This window comes from Amycolatopsis acididurans (genome assembly GCF_012328925.1).
Classification (GTDB): Bacteria; Actinomycetota; Actinomycetes; order Mycobacteriales; family Pseudonocardiaceae; genus Amycolatopsis_E; species Amycolatopsis_E acididurans.
The window spans coordinates 301,548-319,839 of the sequence record NZ_JAAXLS010000002.1; the positions used below are offsets into that span (position 1 = coordinate 301,548).

Below are 18,292 nucleotides of genomic sequence, written 5' to 3' on the forward strand. Positions count from 1 at the left end.
CGATTCCTGACCGGTCCGGCTCAGCCCAGGTACGCCGCCGCCGGGCCGAACAGCTGGGCCGTGCCGTGGGCGCGCTTGAAGTACAGGTGCGCGTCGTGTTCCCAGGTGATCGCGATGCCGCCGTGGAGCTGGATCATCTCGGCGGCGGCGTGCTCCAGCGCCTCGGTGCACACGACCCGGGCGGTGGCGGCGTCGTCGGGGAGGCTGGGCGCGTCGCCCAGTGCCGCGACGATCGCCGCGTACAGCGCGGACCGGGCGGACTCGACGTGCACGAACACGTCGGCCATCCGGTGTTTGAGGGCCTGGAAACTGCCGATCGGCCGCCCGAACTGGTGCCGCTGCTTGGTGTAGTCGACGGTCAGCTCCAGCGCACGCGACGCCGCGCCGTACTGTTCGGCCGCCAGCGCGATCACCGCCACATCCCGGACACGCGCGAGTGGGAACCCGCCTTTGTCGAGCCGGGTCGCCGGCGCGCCGGCGCATTCGACGACGCCGAAGCGGCGGGTGGGATCCATGGCGGGTGCGAGCGAGCGGTGGGCGCCGGTCACCTCGTACAGCCCGATGCCGTCGGACGTTCCGGCCAGTGCCAGCACCACGTCGGCGTTGCCGGCGTCGAGCACATAGTGCGCGATACCGTCCACTGTGGAATTCGAGGCGGTGAAGGCCACGTGCGCGGGCGACCAGCGGCCGTCCGCACCCGTCCACGCCAGGGTGGCGATGCTGGTACCGGCCGCGATGCCGGGCAGCAGCCGCGCGCAGGCCTCGTCGTTTCCGGTGGCCAGCAACGCCTGCGCGGCCAGCACCGCCGAACCGAGCATCGGGGCCGGGGTCAGCGTGCGGCCCAGTTCCTCCTGCACCACGCAGAGTTCCGCGAGGCTCGCCCCCACTCCCCCGTACTCGTCGGGGACGGCGAGCGCGGCGACGCCGATCTGCTCGCACAGCGTGGACCAGAGTTTGTCGTCGTAGCCCAGCGGTGACTCCATCGCCGCTCGGACATCGGAGCGTTTGGCCAGCAGCGCGCGCACGGACTCGCGCAGCGCGCGCGCTTCCTCGGTCTCGGTCGGGTCGACGTTCACCGTGCCTCCACAAGACAACCGAGCACGCGATCGCGGTGGAACGCCGCGGTGCCCCACGCGCCGAGCAATGCCCGGACCTTGGTCAGCCGCAGCCCGAGGTCGTGTTCGGCGGTGTAGCCGATCGCGCCGTGCACCTGCAACGCGGTGCGGGCCGCCAGGTACGCGGCGTCGCCCGCCTTGACCTTCGCCGCCGAGGCGTCCCGTGCGAGAGTGGGACTACCGTCCTGCGCGGCGACCGCGGCGCCGTGCACGAGGGGCCGCGCGAGTTCGAGGTGGGTGACCACATCGGCGAGCAGATGCTTGATCGCCTGGTACTGCCCGATCGGTTTGCCGTACTGCTGCCGTTGCGTCGCATACGTGGTCGCCGTGTCCAGCAGCCACTGGCCGGCGCCGAGCAGTTGCGCCGCCACGGCCAGCACGCCCAGGTCGAAGGCTTTCGCCCCGTCGCCGGGAACCTGGGCGTGGCTACCGTCCACATGGAACAGCCGTCGCGCCGGATCGATCGAGGACACCCGCTTCAGCTTCGGGTTGCGCACCTCGTGAACGCCGCCGTCTCGCAGCGCCAGGCACAGGTACGCGACATCGGCGTCCAGCGCCAGCGGGGTGAGCACGGTCGCGAGGATCTCCCCGCTCGCCAGCCGCGCGGGCCATTCGCCGGACACGGCCGTGGGTGCCACGACCGCGGTCTCCACGATCGGGCCGGGCACCGCGTGGTAGCCGAGCGTCTCGAACGCCACGACCATGTCCACACAGGACGCTTCGAGTCCACCGTCGGCCTCGGACACCAGCAGGGCCGGTACCCCGAGATCGGCCAGGCCTCGCCACAGTTTCAGGCCGGCCTCGTGTCGTCCCTGCGCCCACGCCCTGGCGACACCGGCCGTGTCGGCGCCGCCGAGCAGATCGTGCAGGCTCTCGGAGAACTGCTGTTGTTCCCGCGATACCGCGAATTTCACCGGCGTGCCTCCCTGGGGAGTCCGAGCAGACGTTCCGCGATCGTGTTGCGCTGGATCTGGTCGGTGCCGCCGTAGATCGGCCCGGCCAGTGAGAACAGGTAACCGTCCACCCACGACTGTTCGGTCTCCCCGTCCGGCCCGAGCAGGTCCAGTGCGGTCTCGTGCAAGGCCACGTCCAGTTGCGACCAGAACAGCTTGTTCACACTCGATTCCGGCCCCAGCTCCCCGCCGTCCTCGATGCGGCTCAGCGTGCCGAAGGTGTAGAGCTGGTAGGCCCGGGCACCGATCCAGGCGTCGGCGACGCGCTCGCCGACCGACGCGGGACCGCCCCGATCGCGCCACAGCCGCACCAGACGTTGCGCGGCGGCCAGGAACCGGCCCGGGCTGCGCAGCGACAGGCCGCGCTCGTTGTTCGCGGTCGTCATCGCGACCCGCCAGCCCTGCCCCGGCTCGCCGATCACGTCGGCGTCGGGAACGAAGACGTCGTCGAGGAAGATCTCCGCGAAGCCCGGTTCCCCGTCCAGCTGCGGGATCGGACGGACCGTGACGCCCTCCGCGCGCAGGTCGAACATGAAGTAGGTCAGGCCGCGGTGCCGCTCCTGGCCGGGATCGCTGCGGAACAGCCCGAACGCCCGGTCGGCGAACGCCGCCCGCGACGACCACGTCTTCTGCCCCGACAGCAGCCAGCCGCCGTCGGTGCGCACCGCCCGGGACCGCAGCGCCGCGATGTCGCTGCCCGCCTCCGGTTCGGACCAGGCCTGCGCCCACACCTGCTCGCCGGTCGCCATCGGCGGCAGGATGCGGTCCCGCTGCTCCTGTGTGCCGTGCGCGAACAGGGTCGGCGCGAGCATGAAGATCCCGTTCTGGCCGACCCGCCCCGGCGCCCCGGCGGCGTAGTACTCCTCCTCGAACAGCACCCATTGCAACAGCGACGCCTCGCGCCCGTGGTAGGCGCGGGGCCACGACACCACCGACAGCCGCTGTGCGGCGAGCGTGGCCTCCCATTCGCGGTGCGCCGCGAATCCCTCGGCGGTGTCCATGGACGGCAAGCGCGGCGTGTTCGCCGCGAGCCAGTCCCGGACCTCGTCGCGGAACGCCGCCGATTCGGCGTCGATGTCGAGATCCATCAGCGGGCACCGTCCCGCATCGACCGCGCGGACTGGCCACCGAGCGAATCGGTCGAGGTCTCGGCGTTGTGGGCGTGCGCGAAATGATGCAGCCCGAACACGGAGTCCATCCCGGACCGCATGCCCATCAGGTCCTCGGCCTGGTTGACCGCCTTTTTGGCCAGCGCGAGCCCGAACTGCGGCATCGCGGCGATCCGCTCCGCGAGCTCCATTGTGGAGTTCTCCAGTTCCGCGCGCGGCACGATCCGCGAGATCATGCCCCATTCCTTCGCCTGCTGGACGCTGAACCGGTCCCCGGTGAACAGCACCTCCTTGGCCGCACGCGGTCCGAGCACCCACGGATGCGCGAAGTACTCCACACCGGGGATTCCCATGCGCACCACGGGATCGGCGAAGAACGCGTCGTCGGAGGCGACGATCAGATCGCAGATCCAGGCCAGCATCAGCCCGCCCGCGATGCACGCGCCCTGCACACTGGCGATCATCGGTTTGGGAATCTCACGCCACCGGCGGCACATCCCCAAGTACACCTCGGACTCGCGGGCGAAGCGCTGATCGCCGCCTTCGCGGGTGGTGTGATCCCACCACATCACCGCGCGCCGGTCGAAGGTCTTGTCCACATCCCGTCCGGGCGTGCCGATGTCGTGCCCCGCCGAGAAATGCTTGCCCTCTCCGGCGAGCACGATCACCTTGACCTCGGCGTCGTCGACCGCGCGCGAGAAGGCGTCGTCGAGTGCGTAGGTCATCGCCGAGTTCTGCGCGTTGCGGTAGTCGGGCCGGTTCATGGTCACCACCGCGACCGGACCCCGCCGCTCGTAACGCACAACAGTCATGCCTTCTCCTCACTCAGCAGGCGCTTGAGAACCTTCCCGGACGCGTTGCGGGGCAGCTCGGCGAGGAACTCGACCGAGCGTGGCCGCTTGTAGTTCGCGAGGCGGGAACGGCAGAACTCCAGCACGGTCTCCTCGTTCAGCGGGCCGTCCACGACGACGAACGCCTTGCCGACCTCGCCCAAACGCGCGTCGGGTACGCCCACCACCGCGACGTCGCGCACCCCGGTCAGCGCGCCGAGCGCCTGCTCGACCTCCGCCGGGTAGACGTTGAATCCGCCGCAGATGTACATGTCCTTGAGCCGGTCGGTGATCGTGAGGTTGCCCTCGGCGTCGAGCACGCCGACGTCCCCGGTGTGCAGCCAGCCCTCGCCGTCGACGGCTTTCGCGGTGGCCTCGGGATCGTCGAGGTAGCCGAGCATGACGTTCGGCCCCCGCACCGTGATCTCCCCGGTCCCACCGTCGATCGCGACCTCGAAACCGGCCGTGGCGCGCCCGGAGGTCCGGGAGATCACCTCCGCGTCATCGCCGGGGCGGCACATCGTCACCACGACGGCCTCGGTCAGCCCGTAGGCCGTCAGCACGGTGTCGAACCCGAGTTCTTCGCGCATCCGGTGGACCAGCGACACGGGCACGGGTGCGGCGCCGGTCACGGCGAGCCGTAGCGAGGACAGGTCGCGGCCGGATCGGCTCGGCTCGTGCAGCAGCGACTGGAAGATCGTCGGCGCGCCGGGCAGCACGGAGATCCGCTCACGCTCGATCACATCAAGCGCGGACCGGACGTCGAAGACCGCCTGCGGCACCAGGGTCGCCCCGGTCAGCAGGCCCACGACGATGCCGGCCTTGTAGCCGAAACTGTGGAAGAACGGGTTGATCACGAGGTAGCGGTCGGCCGCACTCACCTGCCCGCAGTCGGCCCACGCCGCGGCCACCTCGATCACCTGGCGGTGCGCCGAGAGCACCCCTTTGCTGCGCCCGGTCGTGCCCGAGGTGAACAGGATGTCGCTGATGTCGTCGGGCTTCACCGCGTCCGCGGTGGCCTCCACCTCGGCGAGCGGAACCCGGTCGGCGAGCGCCTCGAAGGCGTCCCAGTCCAGCGTTCCCTCGACCGGCGGCAACGGCCCGTCGAGCGGGACGCGCACGACCGTTGCCAGGTCCGGCAGTCCGTCCACGGCGGCGTCCCGGATGCCGGCGTAGCGGTCCACACCGAGGAAGTCGCCCGCGACGACGAGCGCGCGGGCGCGACTGCGGCGCAGCAGGTCGACGGTCTCCACCCCGGTGAACCGTGTGTTGACCGGCACCACCGTCGCCCCCGCGTAGTGCGCGCCGAGCGCGGCCAGCACCCAGTGCCACGTGTTCGGCAGGTTCAGTGCGACCCGGTCACCGGGCCGCACGCCGCCGGCGACCAACGCCCGTGCGACAGACTGAACACGTTTCAGCAAAGCGATGAAGTCCAGCCGCACCGGACCGTCGACGAGCGCCTCGACATCGCCGAACCGCTCGGCCGCCGCACGTAGGGCGCCCGGGATGGTGGGTTGCCCCATCGCACCTCCCACTGGACCAGCAAACTAGAACGTGTTCTCATAAGCGTAGCGGTTACCGCCGCGAAAGACGAACATCAGGGAGGCGGTGTGGACGACCTGACGCGGTTCCGCCGCGAGGTCGCGGACTGGCTCGCGGACAACCTCGCCGGGGAGTACGCCGAATTACGCGGGCTCGGCGGCCCCGGGCGCGAGCACGAGGCCTTCGAGCCGCGGCTGGCGTGGGAGCGGCACATGGCCGCCGCGGGCTGGACCTGTGTCGGCTGGCCGCGCGAGTTCGGCGGCCGCGGGCTGTCGCTGGACGAGCAGGTCGCCTTCCATGAGGAGTACGCGGCATCCGGTGCGCCCGCGCGCGTCAACCATCTCGGTGAGCAGTTGCTCGGACCGACCTTGATCGCGTTCGGCACTCCCGCTCAGCAAGAACGGTTCCTGCCCAGGATCGTCGCGGTCGAGGAACTGTGGTGTCAGGGCTACTCCGAGCCCGGCGCGGGTTCGGATCTCGCGGGCGTGTCCACCTCCGCCAGGCTTGACGACGGCCACTGGGTGGTCACCGGGCAGAAGATCTGGACGTCGCTGGCACACGTGGCGGACTGGTGTTTCGTGCTGGCCCGCACCGAGCAGGGTTCGCGACGGCACCGCGGCCTGTCCTACCTGCTGGTGCCGCTGCGCCAGGACGGCGTGACGGTACGCCCGATCGACCAGCTGACCGGCACGTCGGAGTTCAACGAGGTGTTCTTCGACGGCGCGCGGACCCCGGCCGAAATGGTGGTCGGCGAACCCGGCGACGGGTGGAAGGTCGCGATGGCCACCCTCGGTTTCGAACGCGGGGTGTCCACGCTGGGCCAGCAGATCGGGTTCCGCCGCGAACTCGACGGCATCGTCGCCGAGGCCGAACGCACCGGTGCCTACGACGATCCGCTGGTGCGCGCCGACCTCGTCCGCGCGCGGATGGGGTTGCGCGTGCTGCGTGCTCACGCCCTGCGCACGCTCGGGCAGGAACCCGGGCCGGAGGTCGCGGTCGGCAAACTGCTGTGGGCGCAGTGGCATCGTGGTCTCGGCGAACTCGCCATGCGCGCCCGCGGCGCCCGGTCCCTTGTCCACGACGGCGAACTGGACCAGTGGCAGCGGCTGTTCCTGTTCACCCGAGCGGACACCATCTACGGCGGCTCGGACGAGATCGAGCGCAACATCATCGCCGAGCGTGTGCTCGGCCTGCCACGGGAGGCGCGCCCATGACGATTCCGCAGTACCCGCCCGGTCACGACCTGCTCGCCGGGAAGACCGTCGTGGTCACCGCCGCGGCGGGCACCGGCATCGGGTCGGCGGTCGCGAAACGGTGCCTGGAGGAAGGCGCGTCGGTCGTCATCAGCGACTGGCACGAGCGGCGGCTCGGCGAGAAGGCCGCGGAACTCGCCGAACTCGGCAAGGTGCACGCGATCCCCTGTGACGTCACCTCCGAGGAGCAGGTGCAGCGCCTGATCGACGACGCGGCCGGTCACTTCGGACGGATCGACGTGATGATCAACAACGCCGGGCTCGGCGGCACCGCGTCCGTACTGGAGATGACCGACGAGCAGTGGTCGCGCGTCCTGGACATCACCCTCACCGGCACGTTCCGGTGCACCCGCGCGGCGCTGCGCCAGTTCGTCGCACAGGGCGGGGGCGGCGCCATCGTCAACAACGCATCGGTGATCGGCTGGCGCGCCCAGGCCGGACAGGCCCACTACGCGGCGGCCAAGGCGGGGGTGATGGCGCTGACGCGCTGCTCCGCGCTGGACGCCGCCGAGCACGGCACCCGCATCAACGCCGTCGCGCCGAGCATCGCCATGCACCCGTTCCTGGCCAAGGTCACCAGCGACGAGCTGCTGCACGAACTCGAAGGCCGCGAAGCGTTCGGCCGCGCCGCCCAGCCGTGGGAGGTCGCCAACGTCATGGTGTTCCTCGCCAGCGACTACGCGAGCTACCTGACCGGCGAAGTCGTCTCCGTCTCCAGCCAGCATCCCTAGGAGTTCCCGTGCCCGAAGCTTTTCTCCTCGACGCCGTCCGCACACCTATCGGCCGCCGCGGCGGTGCCCTGTCCGGCATGCACTCGGCCGATCTCGCCGCGCACGTGCTCGCCGCCGCCCTCTCCCGCACCGGAGTCGATCCCGGCCTGGTGGACGACGTGATTCTCGGGTGCACCGACACGCTCGGCTCGCAGGCGGGCAACATCGCGCGCACCGCGTGGCTCGCCGCCGGTTTCCCCGACCACGTGCCGGGTGTGACCGTCGACCGGCAGTGCGGATCGAGCCAGCAGGCCGTGCATTTCGCCGCGCAGGCCGTCATGTCCGGCACGCAGGACCTCGTGCTCGCCGGCGGCGTGCAGAACATGACTCAGATCCCGATCAGTGCCGCGATGCTCGCCGGGCGCGAGTTCGGCTTCGACGACCCGTTCTCCGGTTCGAAGGGCTGGCAGAACCGCTACGGCAGCACCGAGATCTCCCAGTTCCGCAGCGCCGACATGATCGCCGAGCACTGGGACCTTTCTCGCGAGGCCATGGAAACCTACGCGCTGCGCAGCCACCAGCGTGCCCTGGCCGCGATCGACGCGGGCCGGTTCGACGCCGAAACCGTGGCGGTGGACGACTTCCGGCACGACGAGGGCCCGCGCCGCGACACCAGCCTCGAACGGATGCGGTCCCTCAAGCCGCTCAGCGACGGCTCCCGGCTGACCGCGGCGGTGGCCAGCCAGATCTCCGACGGGGCCAGCGCCGCGCTGCTCGCGTCGGAGGATTTCGTGCGCCGCACCGGAATCACGCCGCGCGCCCGCATCCACCACATCTCCGTCCGCGCCGCCGACCCCGTGTGGATGCTCACCGGGCCCATCCCCGCCACCGCGCACGCGCTGCGCAAAACCGGCCTCACCGTGGACGACATCGACCTGTTCGAAGTCAACGAAGCGTTCGCCAGCGTCGTGCTCGCCTGGCTCGAGGAAACCGGCGCCGACCCCGAACACGTCAACGTCAACGGCGGCGGCATCGCGCTCGGCCATCCCATCGGCGCCACCGGCACGAAGCTGCTCGCGACGTTGCTGCACGAACTCGACCGCCGCGGTGGCCGCTACGGCCTGCAGACCATGTGCGAGGGCGGCGGCACCGCGAACGTCACGATCATCGAACGGCTGTGAACGGAACGGGTTCACCGCGTACCAATTAGCATGGCGGGCGGTTGTTAACCACCGGTTTTCCCGGCTCCACCCGGCCGGTCGGCAGACTGACCGCATGCCCACGGAAACCGGTTACGTGCTCGGCCACGACGATCCCGAGGTCGAGCGGCTCCTGCTGCAGGGACGGCTCTACCGCGCCCACACCGAACAGGCGCTGCGCCTGGCCGGGCTCGAACCCGGGATGCGCGTGCTCGACGTGGGCTGCGGGCCCGGGGACGTGTCGATCACCGCGGCACACCTGGTCGGCCCGACCGGCGCGGTCACCGCCGTCGACGCGCAGGCCGCCATCCTCGACGTCGCCGCGCTGCGGGCCGCCGAGCGGCGACTGTCCACGATCACGTTCCGGCACGCCCGGATCGAGGACCTCGGGGCCGCCGAACCGTACGACGCGGTGATCGGGCGGCTGCTGCTCATGCACCTGCCCGATCCCGTCGCGGCCCTGCGCCATCTGACGGGCCTCGTCCGGCCCGGCGGGGTGGTGACCTTCCAGGACTTCCAGGTCAGCGCCGCCACGAGCGTTCCGGAACTGCCGCTGTTCACGCGGGTGCGCGACCTCATCGTGCGCAGCTTCCGCGGCGCCGGAGCGAACACCGAGATGGGCACCACGATGCACGAGCTCTTCCGCCGCGCCGGCCTGCCGGCCCCGCGGTTGATCATGGGCGGCTACCTCGGCCCGCTGTCCGATCCGGACGTCATGGCCTTCGTCATGGGTGTGTGGCGTGTGCTGCTGCCCGTGGCCGCCCAGCTCGGCCTCGACCTGGACGACACGGTCACCGATCTGGCCGCGCTGCCCGGACGCCTGCGCGCCGAACCCGGCGCCGAGAACGCGATCGCGATCCTGCCGCCGCTGGTCACCGCGTGGGCCAGGCGGCCGGGCTGACTTCAGCCCAGTGCGCGCAGCCTCGGCAGCACGTCCTCGGCGAACTGGCTCAGGAAGCGCTCCTGGTCGTGGCCGGGGCCGTGGAAGACCAGGTGGTCGAGGCCCGCGTCCAGGTACGGCTTGATCTGCGCGACCGCCTCGTCCGGATCGGAGGCGACGATCCAGCGCTTGGCGATCTGCTCGATCGGCAGCTCGTCGGCCAGTCGCTCCATCTCCTCCGCGGAGGACACGGTGTGCTTCTGCTCCGCCGACAGCGACAGCGGCGCCCAGAACCGGGTGTTGTCCAGGGCCTTGCCCGGGTCCCGGTCATAGGACATCTTGATCTCGATCATCCGGTCTATGCCCGCCGCGTCGCGTTCCGCGGCCGCCGCGCCCTCGTGCATCGCGGGCATCAGCTTCTCGGTGTAGAGATCCATCCCCTTACCCGAGGTGCAGATGAACCCGTCCCCCGCGCGCCCCGCGTACTTGGCCACCACCGGCCCGCCGGCCGCGATGTAGACCGGGACCGGCCGCTCCGGCCGGTCGTAGATCTTGGCGTCGACCAGCGTGTAGTAGTCGCCCTCGAACGACACGTTGTCCTTGGTCCACAGCTCACGCATGAGCCGGACCGACTCGCGCAGGCGCGCGAACCGCTCCTTGAACTCCGGCCACTCCCGGCCCGACACGGCGATCTCGTTGAGCGCCTCGCCGGTACCCGCGCCCAGTATCACGCGCCCACCCGACAGCAACGACATCGTCGCGAAAGCCTGCGCGATCACGGCCGGGTTGTAACGGAACGTCGGGGTGAGCACGCTCGTGCCGATCAGCACGCGCTTCGTGCGCTCGGCCACCGCCGGCATCCACGCGAGCGCCCACGGCGCGTGCCCGCCCTCATGCCGCCACGGCAGAAAGTGGTCGGACACCCACACCGAGTCGAGACCGACCTCCTCGGCCCGCACCGCGTACTCGACCAGATCCCGCGGCCCGAACTGCTCGGCCGACGCCTTGTAACCAACCCTCAAAGCCATGATCCCGATCCTAGTCCTCAGCCGAGGCGGTGCAGGATCTCCTCGGCCTGGGTCACCGCGCCCTCGATGATCTCCGCCACCGTCGGCAGGTCCCGGATCATGCCCACCACCTGGCCCGAGGCCAGCACACCGGCGTCGGTGCGCCCCTCGACCAGGCCCGCACGCAGCAGCATCGGCGTGTTGGCGGCCATGATCAGCTGACCCCAGCTCAGGTCGTTGCCGTGTTTCATGGCCAGCCCCTCGCGCACCATGGCCGGCAGCGAGAGCCCGGTGATCTTGCGGAACCGCAGGGCGTTGCGCACCGCCCGGGCGGTGCCGCGCACCCGGCCGGCGCTTTCGAGTTGGTCGACCAGTGCCGTGCGCAGCACCCGGTGCGGCAGCCCGTCGACGCGGCGGGTCACCACGGTGCCGGTGAGGTTCTGCTCCAGGTACAGGCTTTTGACCTCGTCGGGGACGGTGCTCTCCTTACTCAGCAGGAACCGCGTGCCCATCGCGACACCCGCCGCCCCGTAGGCGAGCGCGGCGGCCAGCCCACGCCCGTCGAAGAAGCCGCCCGCGGCGATGACCGGAATGTCCACCGCGTCCAGTACCGAGGGCAGCAGCAGCGTGGTGGCCACTCCCCCGGTGTGCCCGCCGCCCTCGCCGCCCTGCACGATCACGGCGTGCGCGCCCCATGAGGCGACCTTTTCGGCATGCCGCGCCGCGCCGATCGAGGGCACGACGACGATGCCGTGGTCGGAGAGCTTGGCGATCATCTCCTTGCGCGGCGCGAGCGCGAACGAGGCGACCTTGACCCCCTCACGGATGAGCAGGTCGACCCGCTGCCCGGCGTCCGCCGCGTCGGCGCGCAGGTTGACCCCGAACGGTTTGTCCGTGCGCTTCTTCACCTCCGCGACGGCCGACTCCAGCTGCGGGTAGGTCATCGTGGCCGAGGCGAGGATGCCCAGCCCGCCGGCTTCGGCGGTGGCGGAGACGAGCCGGGGCCCCGCGACCCAGCCCATGCCCGTCTGCACCACGGGATGCTCGATTCCGACCAGCCCGGTCAGCGCCGTGCGGATGCTCACGATGGAACTTCCTTGTCCCGCAGGCTTTTCGGGTCCAGTATCTCGCGGATCAGCAGCAGCTCCTCATCGGTGGGCTCGCGGCTCACATCGGCCCCGTCGCAGTCGACGTCGAACGAGGTCACGGCCGTCACCTCCTCGGCCGTCACGCCGGGATGCAGCGAGACGGCGCGCATGGCGTGCTCGGGCCCGTCGAACGCGAACACGCCGAGGTTGGTGACCACGCGGTGCACGTCGTGGTAACGCAGCCCGGCCTTGGCGGCGTTGTCGTAACCGACGCCGGACACGACGTCGACCGCGTCGACGAACACCCGCTTGCTGTGGCGGGGCACCCAGTAGCTGGTGCGGTGATTGGCGGTGTTGCCCGGCGCGCCGCGCACGCCGAGCAGTTGCTTGGCGGGGCGGGCGTGGTCGCCGATGGCGGAGATGTTCTGGTTGCCGAACCGGTCGATCTGGTTGGCGCCCATCACGACGTGCCGCTTGCCGTGCGGGACGATCGTGTCGAGCATCTTGCGAAACGGCTGCCACCCCTCCACGACGCCCTCGTCGGTCATCAGGTAGGCCTCGCCGTCGGAGAGCAGCAGATCCGGTTCGAACGTGCGCCGCGCGAGTTTGGCGCCCAGCGACGGGATCAGCCCCATCGGGCTGGCCACGATCTCCCCGTCGCCACGGAACAGCTCGGCCACCGCCACGACGGCGATCTCGGCCCTGGTCGCGCTCATGCCACCTCCGCCTCGAACTTGTCCACTTCGGACAGATAGGTCTTCTCGTCCCCGGACAGGAACCGGTCGGCGAAACCCGGCCACGCGTCGAGGTCCTTGGCGCAGGCGGCGTAGTGACGCTGGAACCGTTCGTCCCGCCCGTAGTCGGGCACCGCCGTGGTGAAGTGCGCACCCCTCGGCGCCTCCACCACACCATCCACAGTGGACCGATTGAGCAGCAGCGACTGCACCGGGCCTTCTTTGGTCAGCTCGCCGGTGTCCACGACCTTCTCCACCGACACGAACCTTCGCTTCGCCGCGAGGCAGAACAGGTCGTCGAAATAGGGATCCGGGCCGAGATACTGCGCGTTACCCCGCGCGTCACCGCGATTGAGGTGCACCAGCGCCACATCGAGTTCCCGCGCGGGCACCGCGACCAATTCCTCGCCGTCGGCATAGGGCGAGCGCACCGTGCGCAGGCCGGGGTTCACGCGCATCACGTCCGAACCCAGCCCGGCCCGCAACGGCAGGAACGGCAACCGCTGCGCGGCGGCGGACAGCGCGGCGCCGAACATGCCCTCGTCGTACTCGGTGACCTCGATCGCACCGGTCTCGCGGGCCCGGCCGAACCACGGGTCGAACGGCACCGAGTCGAGCGTGACGAACCCGAACACCACCCGCTTGACCTTGCCCGCCGCGCACAGCAGCCCCACATCCGGACCGCCGTAGGACACCACGGTCAGGTCCTTCACCGGGGTCCGCAGCAACGCCCGCACCAGGGCCATCGGCTTGCGGCGGGAACCCCACCCGCCGATGCCGACGGTCATCCCGTCGCGGATCTCGGCGGCCACCTCGTCGGCGGTCATGCGTTTATCGGCCATTCAGGAACTCCTCACGGGCCTCGTCCGACGCGCCGAGCAGGTTCAGCTCGAAGGTGAAGCCCTGCTCGAACCGGTAACTGCGGTGCACCTGGATCGGGTCGATCCCGTTGAGCGCCTCCTTCGCGGCGCGGATGACCCGGGTGTCCTTCTTCGCGATGTCCCGCGCCACCGCCAGCGCCGCCTCGTCCAGCCCCTCGCGCGGCACCACCTGGTACACCGAGCCGTGCGCGTGCAGTTCGGCGGCGGTGATCGTGCGCGCGGTGAAGTACAGGGTGCGCATCAGATGCTGCGGCACCAGCCGCGCCAGATGCGTCGCCGCCCCGAGCGCGCCACGTTCGACCTCGGGCACCCCGAACGTCGCGTCCTCGGACGCGATCACCACGTCCGCGTTGCCCACCAGGCCGATGCCGCCACCGAGGCAGAACCCGTGCACCGCCGCCACCACCGGCACCGCACAGTCGTAGACCGCACCGAACGCGGCGTAGCAGCCGCGGTTCGCGCCGACGAGCGCGTCGTATCCGGCGCTGCGCTGGATCTCCTTGATGTCCACACCGGCGTTGAAACCACGGCCTTCGGCCCGCAGCACGACGACGTGCACCTCGGGATCCTCGCCCGCGCGCCTGATCGCGGTCGCGAGGTCGAACCAGCCCTGCACCGGCAACGCGTTGACCGGCGGGAAGTCCACCGTCAGGACCTCGATGTGTTCCTCGGCCCGTTCTGTCCTGATCGGCATCAGCTCGCTCCGTACACGGGTTCGGGCTCGGGCGCGCGCTCGAGCAGATCGGTCACCACCGGGCCGAGTTCGGCGGGCGCCCAGCGGCTGCCCTTGTCGGTCTCCGGGCCGTGGCGCCAGGCCTGGGCGAGCGAGACCTTGCCACCCTCGACCTCGAACACGCGGCCGGTCACCGCCGCCGATTCGGTGCTGCCCAGCCACACCACCAGCGGCGAGATGTTCTCCGGCGCCATCGCGTCGAAGCCGTCGTCGGGGCGGGCCATCATCTCCGCGAACACGTCCTCGGTCATCCTGGTGCGCGCCGAGGGCGCGATCGCGTTCACCGTCACCCCGTACCGGCCCAGCTCCGCGGCCGCGACCACGGTCAGCCCGGCGATCCCGGCCTTCGCCGCGGAGTAGTTGACCTGCCCGACGCTGCCCAGCAGGCCCGCGCCCGAACTGGTGTTGATCACCCGGGCGGCGGGGGTGCGCCCGGCTTTCGCCTCACCGCGCCAGTACTCGGCCGCGTGCCGCAACGGCGCGAAATGGCCCTTCAGATGTACGCGGATCACCGCGTCCCACTCGTCCTCGCCGAGGTTGACCAGCATCCGGTCCCGCACGAAACCCGCGTTGTTCACCAGCACGTCCAGGCCGCCGAAATGCTCCGCGGCCGTGCGCACCAGATTCCGGGCGCCCGCGAAGTCCGCGACATCGTCGGTGCTGGCCACCGCCTTACCGCCCAGCGCCTCGATCTCCGCCACGACCTGCGCCGCCGGGCCGTCCGCCGTCGCCGAACCGTCGAGGGCCACCCCGACGTCGTTGACGACGACCCGCGCCCCTTCCGCCGCGAACGCCAGCGCGTGCGCCCGTCCGATGCCGCGTCCCGCGCCGGTCACGATGACCACGCGGTCCTGGCACAACCCGTTCACTGATCCTCCCGATAACTACAGTGTCTTTGTTAATAGTCCGACCACAGTCACGGCTATCCGGCTTGCGTAGCAACGGTCACGTATCGCTCGAGGTTCGCCTGCTTTTGGTCGGACTATTGACGTCGGTCGCGGTGTGGAAGGCCGGCATCTCCCCGCCGCCGTGCACCCGCAGCGTGGCGCCCGAGACGTAGGAAGCCAGCCCGGAAGCCAGAAACGCCGCGCAGGAGCCGATCTCCTCCGGGTCGGCGAGCCTGCCCAGCGGCACGGTCTTGCCCACCGCTTCCACGGCCGCCTCGCTGCCGTAGTGCAGATGTGCCTGCTCGGTGCGCACCATGCCCACGTCCAGCGCGTTGACCCGCACCTTCGGCGCCCACTCGACCGCGAGGCTCGTGGTCAGGCTGTCCAGCCCGGCCTTCGCCGCGCCGTAGGCGGCTGTGCCCGGCGACGGGCGGGTCCCGCTCACGCTGGAGATCATGACGATCGCGCCGCCGGTGTCCTGGGTCTGCATCACGGCGTTGGCGTGCTGCGCCACCAGCAGCGGAGCCAGCAGGTTCAGCGCGACGATCTTGTCGTGGAACCTCGGCGAGGCCTCGGCCGCAGGCGCGAACGGGCTGCCTCCGGCGTTGTTGACCACCACATCCAGCCGCCCGTGCCGGTCGGCGATCCCGCGCACCATCGCCGCTACCTGGTTCTCGTCACGCACGTCGCACGCCACGAATTCGGTGTCCGGCGACAGGGACTCCGGCTCGTGCCGCGCGCACGCCACGACCGTGGCGCCGTGTGCGCGGAACACCCGGCTGATGCCGAGGCCCACGCCGCGAACGCCACCGGTCACCAGCACCACGGCGCCGGCCAGTCCGAGATCAGTCCTCACCGGCACACCACCTTCCGCCCACAAAACTAGAACATGTTCTCACTGTGGACAACCCTGCCACACTGGCGTGGCGCACGACAATGACCCCGGAAACAGGAACTCGTTTCCGGGGCTGGCCGGTGGGACTACCTGGGTTGCGCGACCTCGTAGGTGCCGTCGACGCCGCGGACGGTCAGCGTCACGCTCTTGGTGACACCGCCGAGCACCACCGTGCAGTCGAACGAGATCCCGGCCTGCACGGCCTGGCCGGACGGGCAGCGGACGGCGCCGACATCGGTCAGCTGGTAGGACGCGACGAGCACGCGCCGCACGCCGTCTTCCAGCGCGGCTTCGTCGAAGATGCGCGGCGCCGGACTCAGGCTGCTGGTGGAACCGGCCGATACGACCCCGCCGGAGCTGGGCGGCGGCGGTGCGTCACCGCCGCCAGCGCACCCCGCGAGCAGGATCAGCGCCGAGCCCGCGGCCCCGGCCCACGCTGCGGAACGCCACGCCACCCGCTGCCCCCGAAACGTTCGCTACCTGTGTGATCAGAAGTGTGTACCACACCAGGCCGCGACCGTGGTGGCGAACAGCCGGTCGGCCCGGGCGAGCGCCTTCGGCTCGGCCGGCTGGATCCGTCCGGCCGTCGCGAGCGCCGAGGCACGCCACGCCCCCAGGTACAGCATCGCGAGCGCGTCCACGGTCAGCCGCAGTTCACCCGGCACGTCGGTGCGGCTCACCCCGTCAGGGCAGACCCGGTAGCAGCCGGAGTTGGCGGGCAGGAACGGATCGGTCACCTCCAGCACCACCGGCTCGCCGTCGTACTCGCGGGCGGCCAGCGCGGCGGGCACATCCACCAGGCGCAGCCACAGGCCGTCGTCCACGCTGACCGTGTCGCACGCACGCGGGTTGGTCAGCAGCAGCTCGACCGGCTCGTCCAGCGGGCGGCCGGGCACCTTGATCCGGTCGACGAGATCGACTCCGAGCAGGTAGCGCCACAGCCCGGCATAGGCGTCATCGTTCGCCGCCTCCAGGTGCCACACGTCCATTTCGGACGGTTGTGACCAGTGGTGTCGGTCCACTGTGTACTGAGCGAACCCGTCGGCCCCGCCCGGTCCATGATGGACGACCGTGGTCACGGGCGCCTCCGCCCTGCGCAGCGCCCGCTCGAAACCCGGCCACCAGTGCGGAGATCGCGTCATCCGGCCCGGCCGGTCACCGAGCAGGTTCGCGTACAACTCCGGCAACCGCTCCACCGCCTTGTCCGCGGACAGCAGCGACACCTCACCTCCGGCGGGCACCTCCGGCCGGAGCGCCGCCCGCCGCCGGTCGATCTCGAAGTCCCTGGTCACGGTCGCGGCGCCGTAACCGAACCGGCCGTAGATCACCGCTTCGCTGGCGTAAAGCCCGGCCAGCGGCACGCCGCGCGTGGTGAAATCGTCCAGCTGGGCGCGCATCATCGCGCGCAGGACCCCGCGCCGGGTGCGGTCCGGTCGCACGCCGACGCCGGTCACGGCGGCGAAGGGCAGGCGTGTTCCGCCGGGCACTGTCAGTTCCGTGTCGAAGGAGCGGACCGTGCCGATCAGTTCGCCGTCGAACGCGCCGATCCCGCGCTGCGGCTGATGCATGCGCTCGGCGTAGGGCCACTCGTCGTCCTTGACCGGCCCGAGGTGCAGGGTGGATCGGAACAGGTCACCGGCCGCGCGGGTCTCGTCCGGCCGGATCGTGCGTACCGTGTAGTCGTTCACCGCACGATCGTCGCGGACGACCCGCGCGCACGGCTACCGGTTTTCACGCACCATAAGCGGCGGAGCCGCTTGCTGTGAGGGCTCAGCTTGCGCCGCCACCCGCACCGCTACGCACGCCGATTCCGGAACAATCCCTACCCCGGCTGGCCGATTTGGTAGCTGCCTTGATCGTCCTGAACCTTGATCTCGACGTTCTGCTGCTTGCCCTTGACGGTGACCTGGCAGGTGAAGGTGGTACCCGCCTTGACCGGCTGGTCGGACGGACAGGTCACGCTGTCCGCGCCCACCCGTTCCTTCACCGCGTTCTGGACAGCCGTGTTGTCGAAGACCTTGTTGGTGTAGAACCAGCCCGGCGCCCACAAGCCGGTGACGAGCACCGCCGCGGCGATCACGACCACCACGGCACCGATGATCGCCCACAACTTGCCGCGCTTCTTGCCCGTCTGCGGAGCTCCCGCCTGCGGCGCGCCGAAACCGCTGGGCTGGCCGTAGTCGTACTGGCCGGGCTGCTGGCCCTGCTGCCCGTAGTAGGGCTGCTGTTGCTGCGGATACTGCCCGTACTGGGGCTGTTGCCCGTACTGCGGCGGCTGCTGCTGGGGGTAACCGGGTTGCTGGCCGTATTGCGGCTGCTGCCCGTACTGGGGCTGGCCGTACGGCGGCTGCTGCCCGTAACCCGGTTGCTGCTGCGGATATCCCTGCGCGGGGAAGCCACCGGACTGCGGACCCGGCGGAGGCTGCTGGCCCCACGGCTGCTGCGGGTCGTTGCCGCCGTATGGCGTGCTCATCCA

19 protein-coding genes are annotated in these 18,292 nt (G+C 70.6%); 4 read left to right on the top strand and 15 right to left on the bottom strand.

Going from position 1 to position 18,292, the window contains the following annotated elements; genetic code table 11:
- Positions 1-20: 20 nt before the first annotated feature.
- Genes HFP15_RS04925 through HFP15_RS04945 form a run of 5 tightly spaced genes read right to left on the bottom strand, consistent with a single transcriptional unit; the run spans position 21 to position 5,530 of the window.
- Complete coding sequence (locus tag HFP15_RS04925; protein ID WP_312871466.1) at positions 21-1,076, bottom strand: acyl-CoA dehydrogenase family protein; 1,056 nt, start codon at positions 1,074-1,076, stop codon at positions 21-23.
- Positions 1,073-2,029: an acyl-CoA dehydrogenase family protein gene (locus tag HFP15_RS04930; protein ID WP_168511887.1), complete on the bottom strand. Its 957-nt coding sequence runs from the start codon at positions 2,027-2,029 to the stop codon at positions 1,073-1,075. Before HFP15_RS04930 ends, HFP15_RS04925 begins: the two co-directional genes overlap by 4 nt.
- Complete coding sequence (locus tag HFP15_RS04935; protein ID WP_168511889.1) at positions 2,026-3,156, bottom strand: acyl-CoA dehydrogenase family protein; 1,131 nt, start codon at positions 3,154-3,156, stop codon at positions 2,026-2,028. Before HFP15_RS04935 ends, HFP15_RS04930 begins: the two co-directional genes overlap by 4 nt.
- Positions 3,156-3,989: an enoyl-CoA hydratase gene (locus tag HFP15_RS04940; protein WP_168511891.1), complete on the bottom strand. Its 834-nt coding sequence runs from the start codon at positions 3,987-3,989 to the stop codon at positions 3,156-3,158. Before HFP15_RS04940 ends, HFP15_RS04935 begins: the two co-directional genes overlap by 1 nt.
- Positions 3,986-5,530 carry a FadD3 family acyl-CoA ligase gene (locus HFP15_RS04945; RefSeq protein ID WP_168511893.1) on the bottom strand — a complete coding sequence of 515 codons (1,545 nt, stop codon included), beginning with the start codon at positions 5,528-5,530 and terminating at the stop codon, positions 3,986-3,988. The genes HFP15_RS04940 and HFP15_RS04945 overlap by 4 nt, the downstream gene beginning before the upstream one ends.
- Positions 5,531-5,617: 87 nt before the next feature.
- Here HFP15_RS04945 and HFP15_RS04950 point away from each other — a divergent pair, with 87 nt between their 5' ends.
- The 4 genes from HFP15_RS04950 (at position 5,618) to HFP15_RS04965 (ending at position 9,612) form a co-directional block, all read left to right on the top strand.
- Positions 5,618-6,763, top strand: a complete 1,146-nt coding sequence (locus HFP15_RS04950; RefSeq protein ID WP_168511895.1) for an acyl-CoA dehydrogenase family protein — start codon at positions 5,618-5,620, stop codon at positions 6,761-6,763.
- Complete coding sequence (locus tag HFP15_RS04955) at positions 6,760-7,533, top strand: SDR family oxidoreductase (RefSeq protein ID WP_168511897.1); 774 nt, start codon at positions 6,760-6,762, stop codon at positions 7,531-7,533. The genes HFP15_RS04950 and HFP15_RS04955 overlap by 4 nt, the downstream gene beginning before the upstream one ends.
- 8 nt (positions 7,534-7,541) lie before the next feature.
- On the top strand, positions 7,542-8,693 hold the full coding sequence (locus tag HFP15_RS04960; protein WP_168511899.1) for an acetyl-CoA C-acetyltransferase: 1,152 nt from the start codon (positions 7,542-7,544) through the stop codon (positions 8,691-8,693).
- Positions 8,694-8,787: 94 nt separating this feature from the next.
- Positions 8,788-9,612, top strand: coding sequence for a class I SAM-dependent methyltransferase (locus tag HFP15_RS04965; RefSeq protein ID WP_168511901.1), 825 nt, complete (start codon positions 8,788-8,790; stop codon positions 9,610-9,612).
- Positions 9,613-9,614: 2 nt separating this feature from the next.
- On the opposite strand, the gene fgd is transcribed toward HFP15_RS04965, so the two are convergent.
- The 10 genes from fgd to HFP15_RS05015 all read right to left on the bottom strand — a co-directional run bounded on the left by fgd (position 9,615) and on the right by HFP15_RS05015 (position 18,289).
- Complete coding sequence (gene fgd, locus HFP15_RS04970; RefSeq protein WP_168511903.1) at positions 9,615-10,619, bottom strand: glucose-6-phosphate dehydrogenase (coenzyme-F420); 1,005 nt, start codon at positions 10,617-10,619, stop codon at positions 9,615-9,617.
- Positions 10,620-10,636: 17 nt separating this feature from the next.
- On the bottom strand, positions 10,637-11,677 hold the full coding sequence (locus tag HFP15_RS04975; protein WP_168512490.1) for an NAD(P)H-dependent flavin oxidoreductase: 1,041 nt from the start codon (positions 11,675-11,677) through the stop codon (positions 10,637-10,639).
- Positions 11,678-11,679: 2 nt separating this feature from the next.
- Positions 11,680-12,402, bottom strand: coding sequence for a CoA-transferase subunit beta (locus tag HFP15_RS04980; RefSeq protein ID WP_168511905.1), 723 nt, complete (start codon positions 12,400-12,402; stop codon positions 11,680-11,682).
- A complete protein-coding gene (locus HFP15_RS04985; RefSeq protein WP_168511907.1) occupies positions 12,399-13,262 on the bottom strand; it encodes a CoA transferase subunit A in 864 nt (287 codons plus the stop codon). The genes HFP15_RS04980 and HFP15_RS04985 overlap by 4 nt, the downstream gene beginning before the upstream one ends.
- Positions 13,252-13,995, bottom strand: coding sequence for an enoyl-CoA hydratase family protein (locus HFP15_RS04990; protein ID WP_168511909.1), 744 nt, complete (start codon positions 13,993-13,995; stop codon positions 13,252-13,254). The genes HFP15_RS04985 and HFP15_RS04990 overlap by 11 nt, the downstream gene beginning before the upstream one ends.
- A complete protein-coding gene (locus HFP15_RS04995) occupies positions 13,995-14,903 on the bottom strand; it encodes an SDR family oxidoreductase (protein WP_168511911.1) in 909 nt (302 codons plus the stop codon). The genes HFP15_RS04990 and HFP15_RS04995 overlap by 1 nt, the downstream gene beginning before the upstream one ends.
- Before the next feature lie 76 nt (positions 14,904-14,979).
- A complete protein-coding gene (locus tag HFP15_RS05000) occupies positions 14,980-15,777 on the bottom strand; it encodes an SDR family oxidoreductase (RefSeq protein WP_168511913.1) in 798 nt (265 codons plus the stop codon).
- 125 nt (positions 15,778-15,902) lie between these two features.
- On the bottom strand, positions 15,903-16,271 hold the full coding sequence (locus HFP15_RS05005) for a DUF4333 domain-containing protein (protein ID WP_168511915.1): 369 nt from the start codon (positions 16,269-16,271) through the stop codon (positions 15,903-15,905).
- 33 nt (positions 16,272-16,304) lie between these two features.
- Complete coding sequence (locus HFP15_RS05010; protein WP_168511917.1) at positions 16,305-17,504, bottom strand: GNAT family N-acetyltransferase; 1,200 nt, start codon at positions 17,502-17,504, stop codon at positions 16,305-16,307.
- A 134-nt stretch (positions 17,505-17,638) separates the two neighbouring features.
- Complete coding sequence (locus HFP15_RS05015) at positions 17,639-18,289, bottom strand: DUF4333 domain-containing protein (protein ID WP_168511919.1); 651 nt, start codon at positions 18,287-18,289, stop codon at positions 17,639-17,641.
- Between the last annotated feature and the right edge of the window lie 3 nt (positions 18,290-18,292).